Consider the following 20,155-nt stretch of genomic DNA (forward strand, 5'->3'; position numbering starts at 1 on the left):
TTAGATCATATCTAAAAACATGTCCTCGGTGATAATTTTAACCCCGAGGGCATCCGCTTTATTTTTCTTACTTGGCCCCATTTTATCACCTGCCACCACATAAGAGGTTTTTGAGGATATGGAAGAGCCTACCTTTCCACCGTTCTTCTCAATTAATTCTTTGAGTTCATTTCTAGAAACTTTTTCAAACACTCCAGAAACTACAAAGGTTAACCCTTTTAGGATTTCACTACTTTCCTCCAACTGTTCAGCTGAGATTTCTAGCTGTACGCCATATCCTTTAAGTCGTTCTATAATTTGGTTATTGTAATTACTATCAAAAAACTCAACGACGCTTTCTGCTATTCTTGCTCCGATTTCATCAACACCAACTAAGGTATCGATAGTTGCCTGAGCTAAAGCATCTATAGATTTAAATTCCTTAGCCAATTTCTTGGCAACTGTTTGACCTACATATCGGATACCTAAAGCGAACAAGACCCGTTCAAAAGGAATTTCCTTAGATTTTTCAATTCCTTGAATTAAATTATCGGCTGATTTTTCAGCCATCCGTTCAAGGGGAATCACCTGCTCTTTGGTCAATTGGTATAAATCCGCATAATTTGATATAAGTCCTTGTTTAACTAGTAGGGCTACAGTTTCAGCACCTAAACCTTCGATATTCATGGCATTTCTGGAAATGAAGTGCTGAATTCGTCCTGTGATTTGTGGATTACAGCCATAGATGTTCGGACAATAATGTTGAGCCTCCCCAGCATTTCGAATTAGTGGCGTTCCACACTCTGGACAATTTTGGATATACTCCACAGGCATTGCATGCTCGGATCTCCTACTAAGATCTACACCTACAATTTTTGGAATAATTTCGCCTCCCTTTTCAACATAAACATAGTCCCCTATTCTTACATCGAGTTTCTCAATTTGATCCGCATTATGAAGGGAAGCTCTTTTTACTGTTGTCCCAGCAAGTAGAACGGGTTCAAGATTTGCCACCGGGGTTACTGCGCCGGTTCGACCAACTTGATAACTAATACTTTTTAGCACCGTTGAAACTTGCTCTGCTTTAAATTTATAGGCCATTGCCCACCTTGGAGCCTTTGCTGTATACCCCAACTCATCTTGTTGATGAAAACTATTCACCTTTATTACTATACCATCGATCTCATAGGGTAATTCATGACGATGCACTTCCCAGTAATTTATAAAATCCATTACTTGGTCAGTATTCTTACACAAGCGTGCTTGCTGTGGAACTTTGAACCCCCATTCTTTGGCTTTTTGAAGGCCTTCAAATTGACTTTCTACCCCTAAGTTAGTTCCTGCAAGACTATACAACAAGCAATCTAAAGGTCTTTTAGCCACCTCACTACTATCCTGGAGTTTTAAACTTCCACTAGCAGTATTACGAGGGTTCATATAAGGAACCTCTCCTGCATTTACACGTTCCTGATTCATTTTAGCAAAACCTTCTAAGGGCAGGACAATTTCACCTCTAATTTCAAATTCATCAGGGTAGTCGCCTTGTAATTTTAAGGGTACTGATCGAATTGTCTTAACATTATTTGTCACCTCATCTCCTTGAACACCATCGCCTCTGGTAACGGCACGAACCAAGATTCCATTTTTATAGGTCAAACTTATCGAAGCGCCGTCATATTTTAATTCACAGGTAAATTCAACTGTTTCATCCCCCAAAACACGTGCAATCCGTCGCTCCCAATCCTCTAGATCCTCCTTAGAATACGAATTATCCAAAGAGTACATTCGAATGCTGTGCTTTATGGTCTTGAAATTTTTGGTAATCATACCCCCAACGCGAATAGTTGGTGAGTTTGGATCGTTATATTCAGGATGTTCAGCCTCTAATTTCTGCAAGGCTTTGAGCTTCATATCAAACTCATAATCTGTAATTTCAGGCGCATCGAGCACGTAATAATTGTAATTATGTTTAGTGAGTTCTTGACGAAGCGCAGAAATTTCCTTTTGAATATCCATAAATAAAAACGGTTAATTAGAGGTTTTAAACAAAGGTAATAGATGCAGGTTTATTTTTTAAAAATTAATTCAAGTTCCTGATTCAATTCTTTGAAAGCTGTGAATTGAAATCGCTATATGGTTATCTAACTGCACTGAGCATACGGTCATTTCCAAAAGTGTCCTTGATCACCTCCACTTCTTTAAACCCAGCATTAATAACTAAATCCTTTGTCTGATCCCCTAGGTATTGATTGATCTCAAAATAAAGTCTTCCATTTGTTTTCAAATGACAAGCGGCAAGCTTAGTGATTTGTTCATAAAAAAGCAATGGGTTCTCATCTGAGACATACAATGCACTCTGAGGTTCGTATTTTAAAACATTATTTTTCATTGTAGCTTTCTCAAGCTCACGTACATATGGAGGGTTTGAAACTATCACTTCAAATTGGTCCACTTTTGTAAATAAATTCGAGAGTAAGGATGCTTTCAAAATATCGATCTCACCAAATCTCACCACCACCTGATTTTTCATTGCATTTTCTTTGGCTAACTTGATAGCGTCTTTAGAAATATCAATAGCGTATAACTCTGCATGTGTTAAGTGCTTTGCCAAACTAATAGGAATACACCCAGAACCTGTCCCAATATCTAGGATTCGTAAGGGTCGTGGATGAGTCTTGTTATCCTCTATAATCATAGAAACGAGCTCTTCTGTTTCAGGCCGAGGAATTAAGGTATGTTCATTTACCATAAATTCCATTGAGTAAAAATAGCTTTTACCCAAAATGTACTGAATGGGTTTCTCTAATTTAAGATCAGCGAGTGCTTTTTCAAAAAACCGCAATTGTTCATCCTTTAGAGTTTGTTCACCTTTAACACTTATTTCAAATGGTTTTAATCCGAGTTGCTGCTGGCATATCCAATTAAAAAAAGTCCTACTCTCTTCCTTGGGATACAAATTCGCCAACTCTTTAAAAAACTGCAGCTTAAGTTCTGCTAATTTCATTATTTTAAATTTCAATTTAACGCTTTGATCATCCAAATTTCACAAGAACAATGGCCTGTAGCTCCTATTGGGTTTTCTAAGGCTGTAAATCCTGCTTTTTTATACAAACTACGAGCCGCTGTCATGGTTTGCATGGTTTCAATATAACAGTACGCATACCCCATGGACTTAGCAAGAGTTAAACAGACTTCAATCAGTCTTCGACCGAACCCTTTCCCCCTAGCCTTCGGTAAAAAATACATTTTTTGCAACTCACAAATATTTTCATCTCCACCTTGCAAAGTATCAATTCCAGCTCCTCCGACAACCGCACCATTGTGTTCAATCACAAAATACGCTGCTCCTTTACCCTGATAAGCACTATAAAGATCCTCCAGTGATTTATCTTCAAAAGCAGTTCCTATAGTGGGAATTTTAACCTCTAAAATCACTTGGCGGACAATGTCCGCCATTGTCGCTGCATCTTTGGGTTGAATTTGTCTAATTATCATTAGGTCACAACTGTTATTTAATAGTATTTTTGTCCTGTAGTATTTGGGCATGAATATACATGAAATCTATATAAAAAGAGCAATTCAGCTTGCTAAAAATGGACTAGGAAACACCTATCCTAATCCTATTGTTGGTTGTGTCATTGTAGCCAATAACAAAATAATAGGGGAAGGATTCACAAGCCCCGCAGGTCTAAATCATGCAGAGGTCAATGCTATTGAGAATGTAAAGGATAAATCACTCCTTAAAATTGCCACGCTGTATGTCACATTAGAACCTTGCTCTCACTTTGGTAAAACCCCGCCATGTGCAGATTTAATCATAAAGAATAATATCCCAACAGTTGTCATTGGGACTATGGACACTAACACAGAGGTTTGTGGAAAAGGTGTTCAGAGACTTACCAGCGCTGGGGTAAATGTGATCTTGGGGACATTGGAAGAACAATGTATAACCTCAAATATGCGTTTTTTTAGTGTCCAAGAGAAAAGAAGACCTTATATAATTTTAAAATGGGCACAAACCTCAGATTTTTATATAAGTCCTGAAGAGACAAAAGGAGAACCAATGCCTTTTTGGATAACAAATACAATTTCTCGCCAATTAGTGCACAAATGGCGAACAGAAGAACATGCGATTTTAGTGGGTACTCAAACAGTGGTTTCGGATAATCCTCAACTCAGTGCACGGGATTGGAAAGGGAATAATCCTATTCGTTTAGTACTAGACGCTTCTCTTCGAACACCAAAAAACCTACATCTTTGGGATGATTCCACTCCTACGATTTTCTTTATCTCTGATAAAGAACCTTTACCAAGTGAGAAATTCGTTCAAACTTCTTTCGTGGCTATTGATTTTACCTTAAACATTGCGGAACAAATTATAGCTGAACTATACAGGCTTAAAATCCAAAGCGTTATTATCGAAGGCGGGAAAAAAACCTTACAAAGCTTCATTGACAGTCAGTTATGGGACGAGGCGAGAATTTTTACGAGCACCCAAAATTTAGGCAGCGGCACCAAGGCTCCTGTGATGCGAAACTTCAAATTAACATCCCAATATCAAATCGCAAACGACACAGTAAATCTTTACCATTTCTGCGAGTAATTAGCTTAGTAGATGAGATCAGCTTTTTTTCCATTTACAATACTTCATTGAAGTGCAAATTTGTAAAACTCACTCCCTATTACCAATTGCACATTCTAACATTTACCTTAAGTTTGTAAAAAATCAAATTTGAACGATCAATACAAGACCATAGAAGAACCAACTGAGGAAGTCCTTTTTAAGGATAAGGGTAGCAAATTCTACGGTTATGCTTTTCCTATACAATCGGAAGAAGACGCAAAGGAGCGTTTAGAACAAATAAAAAGTCTTCACTCCAGTGCACGCCATCACTGCTATGCTTGGCAACTGGGATACCACAAAGACAAAATTCAGTATCGTGCCAATGATGACGGAGAACCCTCTAACACAGCTGGAGCACCAATACACGGGCAAATATTATCTTTCGACCTAACAGATGTCTTTATAGTGGTTGTGCGGTACTTTGGAGGCGTAAAATTAGGGGTTGGTGGTCTTATTAATGCCTATCGTACTACAGCACAAATGACACTTGAGAAAGCTACTATTGTAGAAAAGACCATCGATATTCACTTTAAACTCCAATTCGAATATAAACACATCAATGAAGTGATGCGTGTTATTAAAGAAAAAAATCTAAATATACTTGATCAAAAAATGCATCTTTCTTGTGAAATCATCATCGGCATTAGGCAATCAAAAGCCGAAGATATTAAAGCTGCCTTTGCCCATCTATATGAAGTGAAAATCGAAAACACAGAGGACTAAAATTCCTATAGATTTTCCAATATATATTCAGGACATCGAATGGGTTTAAAAGTATTAGCATCGATAAAAGCGAGAACAGTATTTGCCTCTGCAAGGATTTGATTATCTTCATTCCAAATCTTGTAATCAAATTCAATTTTTACACCCGGAGATCTAAGGAGCTCAAGCTCTACTGTTAATAAGTCATCATAACGTGCTGACTTTTTATAATTTATCTGTAATGAAACCACTGGCAGCATAACCCCACTATTTTCTAGCTCTTTGTAAGATATCCCACGTGAACGCAACCATTCAACACGAGCAATTTCTAAATATTGTGCATAATTGCCGTGATATACAACCCCCATTTTATCGGTTTCGCTATATCTAACTCTAATGTTAATTTTATTTGTTTTCTCCATTAAAAAATGTATTTTACAACTGTTAAGAAAGTGTGATAAAATAGTTAACAATCATTAGAAAAAAAAAGCACATAATCAATAGGCTTTCATTTTTTTTTTCAAGAATTTGTTCACATATTTGTCTAATCTTTATAGGATAGTTGATTTCAGTGTTTCTAATTACTATCAATCCTAATAAACTATTAAAAATATAACTGAATAATGAACGTAACTGCAGAATCTGTATGGGAAAATTGTCTACACTTCATAAAGGACAACATACAACCCCAAGCTTTTAAAACTTGGTTTGAGCCCATAAAATCTGTAAAGTTAACTGATAAGGCGCTAAGTATTCAGGTTCCGAGCAAATTTTTTTATGAATGGCTAGAGGAACACTACGTGAAGTTGTTAAAAGTAGCTCTGACTCGTGAATTAGGGGAAAATGCCAAATTGGTTTATGTGATCCGTATGGAAAACACTTATGGTAACAAACAGCCATTCACTGAGAGCATACCTAGTTCTAATAGGGCTAATATGCAACCACAAGAATTGGATGTTCCAGTTAAACATAAAAACCCAGAACTTAAAAACCCTTTTGTAATTCCAGGAATCAGGAATATCAAAATTGAATCACAATTAAATCCAAATTACAGTTTCGACAACTTTTTAGAAGGAGACTCCAACCGTCTTGCCCGTTCAGCTGGAATGGCTGTAGCCAACAAGCCAGGTGGAACTTCTTTTAATCCATTACTTATCTTTGGAGGTGTGGGCCTTGGAAAGACCCACCTTGCACACGCTATAGGTGTAGAAATCAAAGATAAATACCCAGAAAAAACTGTGTTGTATATCTCAGCGGAGAAATTCACACAACAATATATAGAGTCAGTAAAGAAAAATACACGAAATGACTTTATACATTTTTACCAGCTCATTGATGTGTTAATTATTGATGACGTTCAGTTTTTCTCAGGAAAATCTGGAACACAAGATGTTTTCTTTCACGTTTTTAATCACCTTCACCAAAACGGTAAGCAAGTGATTTTAACCTCTGATAAAGCCCCTGTAGATATGCAGGATATTGAGCAGCGTTTACTATCTCGCTTTAAGTGGGGACTTTCGGCAGAGTTACAAAATCCAGATTACGAAACAAGGGTTTCTATCTTAAAGAATCGTCTCTATAGAGATGGGGTGGAAATGCCTGAAGAGATTATCGATTGTGTAGCTCGCAATATCAAATCAAACGTTCGTGAGTTAGAGGGTGCCATTATTTCTCTTATAGCACAATCCTCTTTTAATAAAAAAGAGGTAACTCTTGAACTAGCGAATCAGATTGTTGAGAAGTTCGTTAAAAACACCAAACGGGAAGTGTCTATTGATTATATTCAAAAAGTGATCTCAGATTATTTCCAGATGGATGTGGAAACCCTGCAGTCTAAAACCAGAAAGCGTCACATCGTTCAAGCCAGACAATTAGCCATGTTCTTTGCCAAAAAGTACACCAAAGCTTCTCTTGCAAGTATTGGATCTCAAATAGGCAAACGAGACCACGCTACGGTACTACATGCTTGTAAAACGGTTGATAACTTAGCAGAAACTGATAAACAATTCAGAAAATACATCGATGATTTAAATCAAAAATTCTCTCAATAATGACACGTGTTTTAATGGTTTGTTTGGGAAACATTTGTCGTTCTCCATTAGCCGAAGGTATTTTAAAATCAAAAGTTGATTCAGACAAGGTAACTGTAGATTCCGCAGGAACAGCTAATTATCACATTGGTAAGGGGCCTGATAAAAGATCTATCGCAACGGCAGCTAGATATAAAATTGATATAACCGATCAACGTGCTCGGCAGTTTACCGCGGAGGACTTTGATAAATTCGATTACATATTCGCAATGGATAGATCGAATTACAATGACATCGTTTCTTTGGCCAAAAACACTTCTGACAAAGCAAAAGTCACACTTATGCTGGAAGTTCTAAACAATCCACAGGCCATTGAAGTTCCAGATCCATATTACGGTGGTGATTCAGGATTCGAACATGTTTTTCAGCTCTTAGATCAAGCTACTGATTTGGTGGTCAAAAAGATTGAATCACATTAAGATTAACAGATAAGGTCATAAAATTTAATCAATATGTCTTTACCAAACACATTTGGAAAACTATACCTTATTCCTACCACTTTGGGCGAAAACGATCCTATGGAAGTATTACCAATTGCAGTAAAGGATTTCATAGATAAAACTAACTACTTTATCGTCGAAAACGAGAAAACGGCAAGACGATTTATTAAAAAAATTAGCCCTTCAAAATCACAACAAGATCTGCGGTTAGAAACTTTAAACAAACACACTGCCCCTGAGCAACTATCAGACTATTTAAAGCCATGCTTAGAGGGGAATGATGTTGGTGTTATTTCAGAGGCAGGATGCCCTGGAGTGGCAGATCCAGGAGCAGAAATGGTGGCCCTAGCACATCAAACAGGAATTCAGGTAGTGCCAATGGTTGGACCCTCCTCTATTCTATTAGCTCTTATGGCAAGTGGAATGAACGGACAGAGCTTCGCTTTTAATGGTTACCTTCCCATTGATAAGACCGACAAAAAGAAAGCATTAAAACAATTGGAAAAGCGTTCTATTGATCTTGGTCAATCGCAAATCTTTATGGAAACACCGTACCGAAATAACAAACTATTACAGGATTTAACTTCCATATTGCAACCACATACACTTCTAACTGTTGCTACAGATATTACCTTAGCCCAGGAATTTATCAAAACAAAAACTGTAAAGCAGTGGAGGACTTCGACAGTTGATTTACACAAACGCCCTACTATTTTCGTATTACATGCAAGTTAAGCTTTTACAAAGCCTTAGGAACAAGCATAAAAAAAGCCTTGAAGTGGTCTCCAAGGCTCTATAGTTTTAATTGTAGTGTGCTGCTTTATATCTTAGCTGCTTTTTCAGCTTTGATATGAGTGACATCGTATCCTGCAAATTTTTTCATATAATATCGTATAGAGGCACCATTTGCATCCTCGAACCCACTTGCGCCATGGGTACGTAAGTAGCGCTTCACATTCCCAGGGCCAGCAAGGTGAGCTGCTGCTAAAATCCCAGACTCAGTAACCTCAACGCCGTTGAAAACACGACCAACATACCATTTAATACCTCTTCTTAAAACCCATTTATTTCGTTCAAGATTGGTGATAAAAGCACGTTCTTGAAGCTCAGGATCATTTAAAAAATCAACATTAGAATGAATCCCTATGGTTCTCAAGGTAGAAGTACCGAATTGATATTTCCCCATATAACCAAACTGGTTTACAGTAAAATAATCTCCTCTGGATTCTTTAAAGGCCAAGGCCTCTTTAAATCCGTTAAAAGATTTTCCTAAAAATGGAGGTTGTTCGAATTCTTTAATGATTGGGTCCTCTTCCATACTTACCGTGTAGGCTAGTAACCCCGATACCCTATTTGCATCATGTAGAGTGACTTCTCGTTCTTGAATTGCAGAAAAGCCGAAACTAAGTATAAGTGTCAAAACTAAAACAGCTACTAAAACATTGAATTTTAATACTTGTTTTTTATTCATTACAAATAATTTCTTTAAGACTTACATCAGCTAAAGTGATTGCTTAAAATTGAGCGTGCAAATATACGGTTTTTTTAATAAACAGAAAATCAATACGTTAAAACTATCTTAATTTAAAATTACCGCCTGATACCTGTTGAATTGATCCATTTAACATATGCTTGTTTGTTGCGATTATGCTGAGCAAGGGTTTTGGCAAATTTGTGATACCCGAAATTTTCAACGTCCGCAACAAAATAAAGATAATCATTTTTTTCATAGTTTAACACAGCATCCACAGCTGAGATATCTGGCATTGCAATCGGTCCCGGAGGTACTCCAGCGTATTTATAGGTGTTAAATGGAGAATCTAATTCTAGATCTTTGTATAAAACTCTTTTAATAATTGTGTCGAAATTTCCTGATTCTTTTTTAATGGCATAGATCACAGTGGGATCTGCTTGCAAAAGCATGTTTTTCTTTAAGCGATTCATATAAACCCCAGCTACACGTGGGCGTTCATCTACCTTAGCTGTCTCCTTATGAACTATGGAAGCTAATGAAACCACCTCCAAAGGAGTAAGTCCAATTTTCTCAGCCTTAGTAAGCCTTTCTTGGTTCCAAAAACGCTCATACTCTTTAAACATGCGATCTCTAAACTCTTCTGCCGAGGTATCCCAAAAAAACTCATAACTATTAGGAACATACATTGCCAGGGCTGTATCAGGATTAAGGCCTATTTGTTTGAGAAATTCAGTATCTTCAAATTCCTTTAGCAAGGAAAGACTATCTGCTTCGATTTGAGTTGAAACCCTACCAGCTAGGCGCTCAAGGGTTTCTTGATTGTTAAAAGAAAGTTGAACAGGAATATTTCTACTTCTGAGACTATTAATTATATCATTATTATTCATCCCTTTCTCAATAGCGTACTTGCCTGATCGTACATTAGTCACATAAGATTTACGCTTTGCAACAGCCAAAAAGGTGTTATTATTTTTCAAAAGTGGATCCAGTTGATCCATTACCGCATTAAAATCGTCGTTTGAGCGTATATATATATAGGCTTTTTCATTCTCAAAAGCTGTATTAGGGACAAAGACTGCATTATATACAAAATAAGCAAAAGCCATCCCCGCGATAGCTCCTATTATAACAACTGCAATAAGTATTTTTCGTATGTACATTAGTGATTGATCTTTTGATACAAAATTTCGTTTTGATATTTCCCTGCGGCGTAGTGCCAGTCTTTCTTAACTCCTATTCTCTCAAAACCTAAATTAGAGAACAGGTGAATGCTTGGCTTATTTTCCTGAGAAATATTGGCGTAGAGTTGATGTAAGTTTAAATGATTAAAGACGTATTCTATTAGTAAGGATAAAGCTTCTTTCCCTATACCTCTGTTTCTATTTGCTTCTTCTAAAACAATAATTCCTACCCCAGCTCTTCGGTGCTTAGGATTGAAATCAAACAAGTCAATAAGCCCCATAAGGTTGTTGTTGTAGTCAGATATAGCCAACCTTAGTTGTTTGGCTTCATAAATATCCTTGTGACTGTTTGCTAAATACTGTTTTAAAATGTATTTTGAATACGGTGCTAAAGTTTCACTGACCTCCCAAACCTTTTCATCATTCTCTAAGGCAAAAAGAAAATCAAGATCCTCTGGTTCTAGAGCTCTTAAAAAGATATTTTTTCCTGATAAACTTATCATTATACTGTAATTGTTCCTTTAAAAACCTGGGTAGCGGGGCCTACTAAAAAAATAGAGTGATATCCTGAGTCAGCTTTGATAAAAGAAACTTTTAAATCGCCTCCTGGCGTTTTTAATTGTATTTCTTGGGAAGTTGCTAATCCTTTTTCATGCATTGCTAGTGCCACCGCTGTAACACCCGTTCCACAGGAAAGCGTCTCATCCTCTACTCCTCTTTCATAAGTCCTTACCATAAAGGAATTCTCGTCCATTGGCTGTACGAAGTTGATATTACTTCCAGAATTACCGTATTTTCCATACCTAAGTTTAGCCCCTTCCACTTTTACATCAAAGTCTTTAAGACCATTTACAATCTGAACATGATGAGGAGAACCGGTATTTAAAAAACTATGTGTGCCAAAATTATCAATTTTCTCCACATCTGTCATGGCAAGACTCACTATGGAGCCCTCAATTTTTGCTTGGTGAAGACCGTCTACAGCACTAAAGGTACAGTTTTCATGAATTACCCCTAAGAAATTAGCAAATGCCACCAAACAACGTCCTCCGTTTCCACACATTGAACTAGGGTTTCCATCAGAATTATAGTAAACCATTTCGAAATCTACTTCTTTCGCATTTTCAAGTAAAATGAGGCCATCGGCTCCAATTCCAAATTTACGATCACATAGGAACCGAACAAGATCAACATTGTCTTTTGGAAAATCGCCTCGGCGATTATCAATCATGATAAAGTCATTTCCTGTCCCTTGATATTTATAAAAGTTAACCTCCATATCGTCCATATAATTCGTTCTTGTTGGAAGAGCAAATATTACATTTCTCCCTAGACCTTTAAAGCAATTGTTAAATTTTAACAAAGTTCTAACTGAAAAACAAATATACGCTTTTAAGCCTGTTATAAGTAGTGTTAAAGTGCGTTAAAGTTATTTTTGAAGTTTTTATATAAACTAATTTTAAATGTTAAATTTAATCATGTATCAATCGTAATGAAAAACTTTTTTACACTTTTATTTGTATCTGTTTTAGGTGGAGCACTTACTTTAGGTATCTATAAAGTTGCTTTTGAAAATGAAACCTTCCCATTAGAAAACCAAAGTAATCAGCCTAAATTTGTTACCGCCAACTACACTCCGTCATCCCCTAACAACATTGATGATGTAAGTTTTATTGAAGCGGCAAACAAAACGGTTCACGCCGTAGTACACGTTAAAAACTTGACATTAAGTCAAGGTCCAAGTTCACTTTTTGATTTCTTTTATGGAAATAGCAGACAACCTCGTGCTCAAGTGGGAACTGGTTCAGGGGTAATTATATCTCCAGACGGATATATTGTAACCAACAATCACGTTATTGAAAATTCCACAAAACTTCAGGTGACCTTAAATAATAACAAATCCTATACGGCACAACTAATAGGAACAGACCCTGAAACGGATATCGCGCTACTTAAAATAGACGCAGCAGAAGATTTACCTTATTTAGCCTTCGGCGATTCAGACCAAATCCAACTTGGAGAATGGGTATTAGCCGTTGGAAATCCTTTTAACCTAACCTCTACCGTTACAGCTGGGATTATTAGTGCCAAAGCTCGTGACTTAAATAGTCGTGATAACAATATTCAATCCTTTATCCAAACCGATGCAGCTGTGAACCCTGGAAACAGTGGAGGTGCTTTAGTGAACACTCGTGGAGATTTAATAGGTATTAATACCGCTATTACTTCCCAAACTGGTTCATATATTGGATATTCCTTCGCAGTACCAAGTAATATTGCAAAAAAGGTGGTAGATGACATAATGGAATTTGGAAATGTTCAGATGGGCAGCCTTGGTGTTAGAATACAAGATTTAAGCACTGGTCAAGGTCTTGCTAGCGGTATAGAAGAATCTGAAGGCTTGTTAGTCGGTGAGGTTTTTAAAAAGTCTGGCGCTGCAAAGGCAGGAGTTAAACCAGGCGATATTATTGTAAAAATCGACCACATTAAAATCAGGAAATTTTCTGATTTGGTAGGCTATTTACGTAGTAAAAGACCAAACGATAAAGTTCAGCTTCACCTTTTAAGGGATGGAGAAACCATCAATAGGACGGTCGAACTATTAAGCAACAGTGCCTATGTATATACCATTGAAGAAATAGGAATTTCTGTTCAAGAACAAACCGAGGCCTCTAAAGATCGTTTCAAAGGGCAAGATGGGGTGCTAATTTTTGACACTAATAACTACAATAGTCGTCTTGGCTTGGAAGGAAAACTCCTAGTAGGGATAAATGATGATAAAATTAAGAGTATAGAAGATGTCAAAAGTGCAGTGGCTAGAGCGCAGCGCTCCGGAGTAATGACGCTAGTATTTATCAATCAAAACGGTGAACGCGAAAGATTGATTTACCGCAATTAAAAGATTTTAAATTTTATTTACAAAGAGCTTCGTCGAGGAAGCTCTTTTTTTTAGCTATAATATTTTACGAAAACGTTTGAAATCTATACTTTTGCCACCATTAAGATATTTCAAACAAGCTAAATAACAACAATGGTAACCACAACAACTTCGTATGAAAAAGAATTAGCTTTTCAGGCTGACCGCCGTAAAGCCAGCATCGAGCTTATTAAAATTGTAAGTGATTTATGGTATGAAAATGCTATTGAACTGGTTCTATTCAGAAACCCGCTCATCGACCAAAATGTTAGTAATGTCATGCATTTGTACAAGTATGCTGGAGATTTTGTAAACAAACCCATGTCCATTTTTGAGTCTGTCGATATTGCCCAGGCCATTAAGAACATGAACCTACCTCCTTCTAAGATTGATCTTGGGAAACTGACCTATGAATACCATATGAGCGAAAATCGTTTATTAGACACTACAGCCTTTGTCATTGATAAGCTCAGACATGCCAAAAATTCAGGTACTATCCAACCAAAGGATGTCGTACTATTTGGGTTTGGCCGCATTGGCAGAATATTGGCCAGAGAACTCATGCATAGCACTGGTTTAGGATCACAATTACGTCTAAGAGCGATCGTAATCCGTGGGGAGATCGACAAAGAAGCTCTTCTTAAACGAGCATCCTTATTAGAGCACGATTCTGTTCATGGTGTTTTTCCAGGGACAGTTACCATCGATGAGCAAAAAAAAGCGCTCATTATTAATGGTACAACCGTTTATTTAATCAGTAGTAAAACTCCAGAGGGAATGGACTATACCTCCTATGGTATTGAAAAGGCATTACTTATCGACAACTCTGGAGCCTACAGAGATAAAAAGTCCCTCAATAAACACCTTAAGGCAAAAGGCGTTGAAAAGGTTCTCCTGACTGCACCAGGAAAAGACATCCCTAACATCATCTATGGAGTAAATCAAAAGCAATATCCCTTGGATAAATATGCTATTTTCTCCGCTGCATCTTGCACTACAAATGCTATTACCCCAATACTAAAGGTAATTGAAGAAAGCTTAGGAATTAAAAAAGGTCACTTGCAAAGTGTACATGCTTATACCAATGATCAAAACTTGGTAGATAATATGCATCACAAATATCGTCGTGGAAGAGCTGCTGCTATCAATATGGTAATTACTGAAACAGGTGCTGGGAGCGCTGTTGCAAAAGCTATTCCATCGTTAAAAGGTAAATTAACCTCCAACGCTATTAGGGTTCCCGTACCCAACGGATCATTGGCTATTATTCAACTTGAATTGGAAAAGAAAACCTCTTTGAGTGCGGTAAACACCATTGTTAAAAAATATGCCCTCGAGGGTGATTTGGTAGAGCAAATCAAATATTCCTTGAACAATGAATTAGTATCTAGTGATATTATTGGAGCTTCCGCCCCTGCCATATATGACAGTAGCGCAACCATTGTATCTAGTGATGGGAAGAACATAACACTGTATATATGGTATGACAATGAATTTGGTTATAGTCATCAAGTGATGCGGCTTGCTAAACATATAGCAAAGGTTAGACGATATACTTATTATTAAACTATGACACACCTTAGCATTCAGTTAAGGTGTTGTTTTTATAATCTTAGATGCGAAAACAAATGTTTTTAAGGAATGTTTGTTTTAGATACAATCGTTATTTCTTACAATACAATCTCTTCAAAGGCGATTAATCGATTAATTACAGGAGCTTTGCTAAGTAATTTTCATAGAATTTTACGGTTAGTAATTCCCATAAAATACACTGATTATCAATCAGATTCATAATTCAAGACTAAAACATCAATAAACTTTTTTATTTTTACGAACAATAACTTAATATTGTGCTCGTTTGCACATAAACATTCGACGGATTAATAACCCCAAATAAACATTATTAACGCATTGACGATGATGACGAAATTCTTTAAAGTAGTAATTCTAATTTTCCTAACCACCTTTACCCTCCAAGCCCAAGAAGAAGACGAGGAGAAACTATCATTGAGCACAGGTAGTATTGAAAATCAATTTGAATATATTTTTCAAAAATCAAATAACTATCAAGACTACAAGGTTGTTAAGAAAAATTGGTTGTACATTCTTAGGAATAACACCCTAGACTCAGTTAAACGTGTAGAAAACGAATTACTGGTTTCTAAAAACCTTTCAGCAGAGCAAGAAAAGAAAATTAATGAATTAAATGCACAATTAGCAGAAAGCAACAATAATCTTGCTACGGTTACCGAAGAAAAAGATAGTATTTCATTTTTTGGAGCCTTGATAAACAAACCTGCCTACAAAGGAATTATGTGGGGTATCGTGGTAGTTTTAGTACTAATTTTAGGATTATTTGTTTACAAATTCAAAAATGCTAACATCATAACCCAAGATGCTAAGAAATCCTTAGCTGAGTTGGAACTAGAATACGAAGAGCACAGAAGAAAGGCTTTGGAGAGGGAACAAAAGGCCCGTCGTCAATTACAGGATGAAATCAATAAGCAAAAGCTCACAAAATCTAAGTAAAGAAATTCAAGAAAATACGATCTTAAACTCCTTAACACCCAACTAAGGAGTTTTTTTATTTAATAGGTTTTCTTTCTTTCAACCTTCGGTGTACTTTTGCAGTACTTTAAAAGTAAAGTGAAATGAGAATTGATATTATTACGGTATTGCCAGAATTATTAAAAAGTCCTTTTGATGCCTCTATTTTAAAACGAGCCATTGACAAAGATTTAGTGAGTGTGCATTTTCACAACTTAAGAGATTATAGCACCAATAATTATAAAACCGTGGATGACTATCAGTTTGGAGGAGGTGCTGGCATGGTGATGATGATCGAGCCAATTGACAAATGTATAAGGAAGTTAAAAGCGCAACGCAACTACGATGAAGTAATCTACATGACCCCAGATGGTGTAACCTTAGACCAAGGAATTGCTAATTCACTTTCGCTTTATAAAAACCTAATAATACTTTGCGGCCATTATAAAGGAGTGGACCAACGCGTAAGGGATCTTTTTGTCACCAAAGAAATATCTATTGGTGATTACGTATTATCTGGAGGCGAATTAGGTGCCGCTGTACTATGCGATGCTATTATTAGGTTGATCCCTGGAGTGCTTAATGACGAAACATCTGCCCTAACAGATTCTTTTCAAGATGATTTACTTGCCCCACCAGTGTATACAAGACCTGCTGATTATAAAGGCCATAAAGTGCCTGAAATACTACTGAGTGGAAACTTTCCAAAAATCGAACAATGGCGCGAAGAACAAGCCTTTCAGAGAACCAAAGAAAGAAGGCCAGATTTACTTGATAAAAATAATTTGTAAAAAATTGTATATTAATGAATAATGATTAATTTTGCAACCGATTTCAGCTAAACCTCTGACGAGAATCGTGAATGTTTACTTGAATTAATCTATTATAAACATTAAGAAATGGAACCTTTAGTAAAATTTGTACAAGACGAATTTGTAGAAAAAAAGGAATTTCCTGAATTTGCAGCAGGAGATACGATAACTGTATACTACGAAATTAAAGAGGGTGAAAAAAAACGTACTCAGTTCTTTAGAGGTGTAGTAATCCAAAGAAGAGGTACTGGAACATCAGAAACCTTTACAATTAGAAAAATGTCTGGTACTATTGGAGTGGAAAGAATATTCCCTGTAAACATGCCAGCACTACAGAAGGTTGAGATCAATAAAAGAGGTAAAGTTCGTAGAGCTCGTATTTTCTACTTCAGAGGTCTTACTGGTAAAAAAGCAAGAATCAAAGAGATTAGAAAATAATCAAAATACAATACGATTTAGAAACCACGTGCTATACGTGGTTTTTTTATTAACAATTGTTAATAAGTCCGGTTTATAAGCTGTTGATTAATAAATAGTTGATAATTTGGATTTGTATTCATTTTGATTGTATATTTACACTATTGTTAAAGAAAGCTGATAGAGCTTTTGGAAAACGAGTTGTTCTTAAATAGGTTGTCAACGTAATTTTCAAATTAGGTTTGATGAAAGTTTGAATTTTATTTTAATGTAAAAATTAAAATAGGATCAGTGCCGAAAGTGCAGTAACTTTATAGTTAAAGTGTTAGTAGGAATTTAGAATCAACGAATCGAAACATGAAGTTAGATCTTAATTACATTATTAAGAGGACAGAATGTTTCACAGAGATGGAGTAGTAAAGTTGCAGAACGAAAGAAAGAAGCAAATTTTACAAATCTATTTCTAGGAAAGCCATATCAAAGCATAAATTGTATTGATATGGCTTTTTTCTTTTATTTCAAGTTACTACTTCCGCAAAAATCACTTAATAATTTACCATTTTCTTAGTTTTCACTCCTTTTATTAGGGGTTTTCTCAGTGAAGCTAAAATATTGCTTTTTAAGGGTAAATGCTTTGTTTTCTATGGTCAAAAAAATGGATTAAATCGTATATTTGTGAAGTTTAATCAAAAATTAGTTCTTCAAATAAATGTCACAATCACCAAAAATTCTTTATACAAAAACAGATGAAGCACCTGCATTGGCAACTTATTCATGGTTAGCTGTTGTTAAAGCTTTTACTGCAACATCAAACATAACAATTCAAACTAAGGATATTTCATTAGCATCAAGGATATTAGCCGTATTCCCTGATAAATTAAATGCGGACCAACAGGTTCCTAACGATTTATCAGAATTAGGTGAAATCGCTAAAACTCCTGAGGCTAATATAATTAAGTTACCTAACATCAGTGCTTCTATCCCTCAATTGGAAAATGCAATCGAAGAATTACAAGCAAAAGGATTTGCTATTCCAAGCTATCCTCATGAACCAAGTAACGATCAGGAAAAAGATATTAAATCAAGATATGACAGCATTAAAGGAAGTGCTGTTAACCCAGTACTCCGTGAAGGAAATTCGGATAGAAGAGCTCCTAAGGCAGTTAAAAATTATGCAAAAAAACACCCTCATAGCATGGGAGCTTGGACTCAAGATTCTAAATCCCATGTGGCGACCATGTCAGAAGGAGATTTCTGTTCAAACGAAAAGTCTTTAACAATACCAGCAGCTGATACACTTAAAATTCAGTTGGTGGAAGGAAATGGAAATACCACAGTTCTCAAAGAGAAATTACAAGTACTCGAGGGTGAAATCATCGATGCCACTGTAATGAGCAAAAATGCATTGGTTTCATTTTTACAAAAGCAAGTTAAAGATGCCAAAGATAAAGGGGTGTTATTCTCTGTACACCTTAAAGCAACCATGATGAAGGTTTCTGACCCTATTATTTTCGGTCATACAGTAAAGGTATTCTTTGAAGATTTGTTTGAAAAACATGGGGATATTCTTAAAAAGGTGGATGTCGATGCAAATCATGGATTGGCAGAATTATTAGAAAAAGTTCAAGAACTTGGTGATAGTGATAAGACAGCTGTTCAAGAAACTATTGATCAAATACTAGAGCAACAGCCAGACCTAGCCATGGTGAATTCCGATAAAGGCATCACCAATCTACACGTACCTAGTGACGTTATTATTGATGCTTCCATGCCAGCCATGATTCGAAATTCTGGACAGATGTGGAATGCTCAAGGAAGATCACAAGACACTAAAGCGGTTATACCAGATAGTAGTTACGCAGCAGTATATCAAGAGACTATAGATTTTTGTAAAAAACATGGTGCACTTGATCCAACTACCATGGGAACAGTTCCTAACGTAGGTCTTATGGCTCAAAAAGCTGAAGAATACGGTTCACATGACAAAACTTTTGAAGTTCAAGCTGATGGTGTTGTACAAGTATTAAATAATCAAGGCACTGTGATTTTAGAGCATAAAGTTGAATCTGGTGATATATGGAGAATGTGTCAAGTAAAGGATTTACCAATTCAAGATTGGGTAAAACTTGCTGTAAACAGATCTCGTGAATCCAATACCCCAGCCGTATTTTGGTTAGATGAAAATAGAGCTCATGACCTAGAGCTAATCAAAAAGGTAAATACTTACTTAAAGGATCACGATACTCAGGGGTTAGACTTAAAGATCATGTCTCCAGCAAAAGCAACTGCTTACACCTTAGCTAGAATTAAGGAAGGTAAGGACACTATCTCTGTTACAGGTAACGTGTTACGCGATTATTTGACTGATTTATTTCCTATACTCGAGGTAGGTACAAGTGCAAAAATGCTCTCTATTGTTCCTTTAATGAACGGTGGTGGATTATTTGAAACCGGTGCAGGTGGTTCAGCTCCTAAACATGTTCAACAATTTATGGAAGAAGGTCACTTACGTTGGGATTCTCTTGGAGAGTTTCTAGCACTAGCGGTTTCTTTGGAACATTTTGGTAATGTGAACAACAATCCCAAAGCCCTTGTTTTAGCAAACACCTTGGATCAGGCAACTGAAAAATTCTTAGAACAGGATAGATCTCCTTCTAGAAAAGTTGGTGAACTAGACACAAGAGGAAGTCACTTCTATTTAGGAATGTACTGGGCACAGGCATTAGCAGAACAAAGCCAAGACGCAGAATTAAAGTCTACCTTTGAACCTGTAGCTAAAGCGCTAACTGAAAAACAAACTGTAATCGTAGAAGAATTAAATCAGGCACAAGGTTCAGCAGTAGAACTTGGTGGATATTATCAACCTGATGTTGAAAAGACTACCAGGGCTATGCGTCCGAGTACAACCTTTAATTCTATTTTGGACACGCTTTAATCGTTAAAAGAATAAACTACTCCTAATATTAAATCAA

At 36.4% G+C, this 20,155-nt stretch carries 19 protein-coding genes; 11 read left to right on the forward strand and 8 right to left on the reverse strand.

Features of this window, described 5'->3' with window-relative positions:
• From ligA to I215_RS07955, 3 genes are all read right to left on the reverse strand, one after another.
• Window positions 1–1,995 carry an NAD-dependent DNA ligase LigA gene (gene ligA, locus I215_RS07945; RefSeq protein ID WP_008991447.1) on the reverse strand — a complete coding sequence of 665 codons (1,995 nt, stop codon included), beginning with the start codon at window positions 1,993–1,995 and terminating at the stop codon, window positions 1–3.
• A 121-nt stretch (window positions 1,996–2,116) separates the two neighbouring features.
• A complete protein-coding gene (gene prmC, locus I215_RS07950; protein WP_008991448.1) occupies window positions 2,117–2,983 on the reverse strand; it encodes a peptide chain release factor N(5)-glutamine methyltransferase in 867 nt (288 codons plus the stop codon).
• Between the two features lie 11 nt (window positions 2,984–2,994).
• Complete coding sequence (locus tag I215_RS07955; RefSeq protein WP_040460038.1) at window positions 2,995–3,474, reverse strand: GNAT family N-acetyltransferase; 480 nt, start codon at window positions 3,472–3,474, stop codon at window positions 2,995–2,997.
• Window positions 3,475–3,523: 49 nt separating this feature from the next.
• On the opposite strand from I215_RS07955, the gene ribD reads away from it, so the two are divergent.
• Window positions 3,524–4,582, forward strand: coding sequence for a bifunctional diaminohydroxyphosphoribosylaminopyrimidine deaminase/5-amino-6-(5-phosphoribosylamino)uracil reductase RibD (gene ribD, locus I215_RS07960; RefSeq protein WP_008991450.1), 1,059 nt, complete (start codon window positions 3,524–3,526; stop codon window positions 4,580–4,582).
• A gap of 129 nt (window positions 4,583–4,711) precedes the next feature.
• Window positions 4,712–5,326, forward strand: a complete 615-nt coding sequence (locus I215_RS07965; protein ID WP_008991451.1) for an IMPACT family protein — start codon at window positions 4,712–4,714, stop codon at window positions 5,324–5,326.
• A 5-nt stretch (window positions 5,327–5,331) separates the two neighbouring features.
• Here the strand turns inward: I215_RS07965 and I215_RS07970 are convergent, their stop codons facing one another.
• Entirely contained in the window at window positions 5,332–5,727 is a 396-nt protein-coding gene (locus tag I215_RS07970; RefSeq protein ID WP_008991452.1) for an acyl-CoA thioesterase, read from the reverse strand.
• Between the two features lie 201 nt (window positions 5,728–5,928).
• Between I215_RS07970 and dnaA the strand changes: the two genes are divergently transcribed.
• The 3 genes from dnaA to I215_RS07985 are packed head-to-tail and all read left to right on the forward strand — an operon-like array spanning window position 5,929 to window position 8,570.
• Window positions 5,929–7,356, forward strand: a complete 1,428-nt coding sequence (gene dnaA, locus I215_RS07975; protein WP_008991453.1) for a chromosomal replication initiator protein DnaA — start codon at window positions 5,929–5,931, stop codon at window positions 7,354–7,356.
• The gene (locus tag I215_RS07980) at window positions 7,356–7,814 is read left to right on the forward strand and encodes a low molecular weight protein-tyrosine-phosphatase (protein ID WP_008991454.1); all 459 of its coding nucleotides are present in this window, start codon (window positions 7,356–7,358) and stop codon (window positions 7,812–7,814) included. The genes dnaA and I215_RS07980 overlap by 1 nt, the downstream gene beginning before the upstream one ends.
• A gap of 33 nt (window positions 7,815–7,847) precedes the next feature.
• Window positions 7,848–8,570, forward strand: coding sequence for an SAM-dependent methyltransferase (locus I215_RS07985; protein ID WP_008991455.1), 723 nt, complete (start codon window positions 7,848–7,850; stop codon window positions 8,568–8,570).
• 85 nt (window positions 8,571–8,655) lie between these two features.
• Here the strand turns inward: I215_RS07985 and I215_RS07990 are convergent, their stop codons facing one another.
• From I215_RS07990 to dapF, 4 genes are all read right to left on the reverse strand, one after another.
• A complete protein-coding gene (locus tag I215_RS07990; protein ID WP_008991456.1) occupies window positions 8,656–9,306 on the reverse strand; it encodes a lysozyme family protein in 651 nt (216 codons plus the stop codon).
• A gap of 119 nt (window positions 9,307–9,425) precedes the next feature.
• The gene (mltG, locus tag I215_RS07995; protein ID WP_008991457.1) at window positions 9,426–10,469 is read right to left on the reverse strand and encodes an endolytic transglycosylase MltG; all 1,044 of its coding nucleotides are present in this window, start codon (window positions 10,467–10,469) and stop codon (window positions 9,426–9,428) included.
• Window positions 10,469–10,993: a GNAT family N-acetyltransferase gene (locus tag I215_RS08000; RefSeq protein WP_008991458.1), complete on the reverse strand. Its 525-nt coding sequence runs from the start codon at window positions 10,991–10,993 to the stop codon at window positions 10,469–10,471. The genes mltG and I215_RS08000 overlap by 1 nt, the downstream gene beginning before the upstream one ends.
• Complete coding sequence (dapF, locus tag I215_RS08005) at window positions 10,993–11,769, reverse strand: diaminopimelate epimerase (protein WP_008991459.1); 777 nt, start codon at window positions 11,767–11,769, stop codon at window positions 10,993–10,995. Before dapF ends, I215_RS08000 begins: the two co-directional genes overlap by 1 nt.
• A gap of 213 nt (window positions 11,770–11,982) precedes the next feature.
• Here dapF and I215_RS08010 point away from each other — a divergent pair, with 213 nt between their 5' ends.
• The 6 genes from I215_RS08010 to I215_RS08035 all read left to right on the forward strand — a co-directional run bounded on the left by I215_RS08010 (window position 11,983) and on the right by I215_RS08035 (window position 20,118).
• Window positions 11,983–13,389 carry a trypsin-like peptidase domain-containing protein gene (locus I215_RS08010; protein ID WP_008991460.1) on the forward strand — a complete coding sequence of 469 codons (1,407 nt, stop codon included), beginning with the start codon at window positions 11,983–11,985 and terminating at the stop codon, window positions 13,387–13,389.
• Between the two features lie 132 nt (window positions 13,390–13,521).
• On the forward strand, window positions 13,522–14,973 hold the full coding sequence (locus tag I215_RS08015) for a glyceraldehyde-3-phosphate dehydrogenase (RefSeq protein ID WP_008991461.1): 1,452 nt from the start codon (window positions 13,522–13,524) through the stop codon (window positions 14,971–14,973).
• A gap of 351 nt (window positions 14,974–15,324) precedes the next feature.
• Window positions 15,325–15,936 (forward strand): tRNA (guanine-N1)-methyltransferase, encoded by a 612-nt coding sequence (locus tag I215_RS08020; protein ID WP_316928335.1) that lies wholly within the window; start codon window positions 15,325–15,327, stop codon window positions 15,934–15,936.
• A gap of 122 nt (window positions 15,937–16,058) precedes the next feature.
• Entirely contained in the window at window positions 16,059–16,745 is a 687-nt protein-coding gene (gene trmD / locus I215_RS08025; protein ID WP_008991463.1) for a tRNA (guanosine(37)-N1)-methyltransferase TrmD, read from the forward strand.
• A 108-nt stretch (window positions 16,746–16,853) separates the two neighbouring features.
• Window positions 16,854–17,204, forward strand: a complete 351-nt coding sequence (rplS, locus tag I215_RS08030; protein WP_008991464.1) for a 50S ribosomal protein L19 — start codon at window positions 16,854–16,856, stop codon at window positions 17,202–17,204.
• Between the two features lie 688 nt (window positions 17,205–17,892).
• Complete coding sequence (locus I215_RS08035) at window positions 17,893–20,118, forward strand: NADP-dependent isocitrate dehydrogenase (protein WP_008991465.1); 2,226 nt, start codon at window positions 17,893–17,895, stop codon at window positions 20,116–20,118.
• The last annotated feature ends 37 nt before the right edge of the window (window positions 20,119–20,155 follow it).

The sequence above is a fragment of the Galbibacter marinus genome, assembly GCF_000300875.1.
GTDB lineage: Bacteria > Bacteroidota > Bacteroidia > Flavobacteriales > Flavobacteriaceae > Galbibacter > Galbibacter marinus.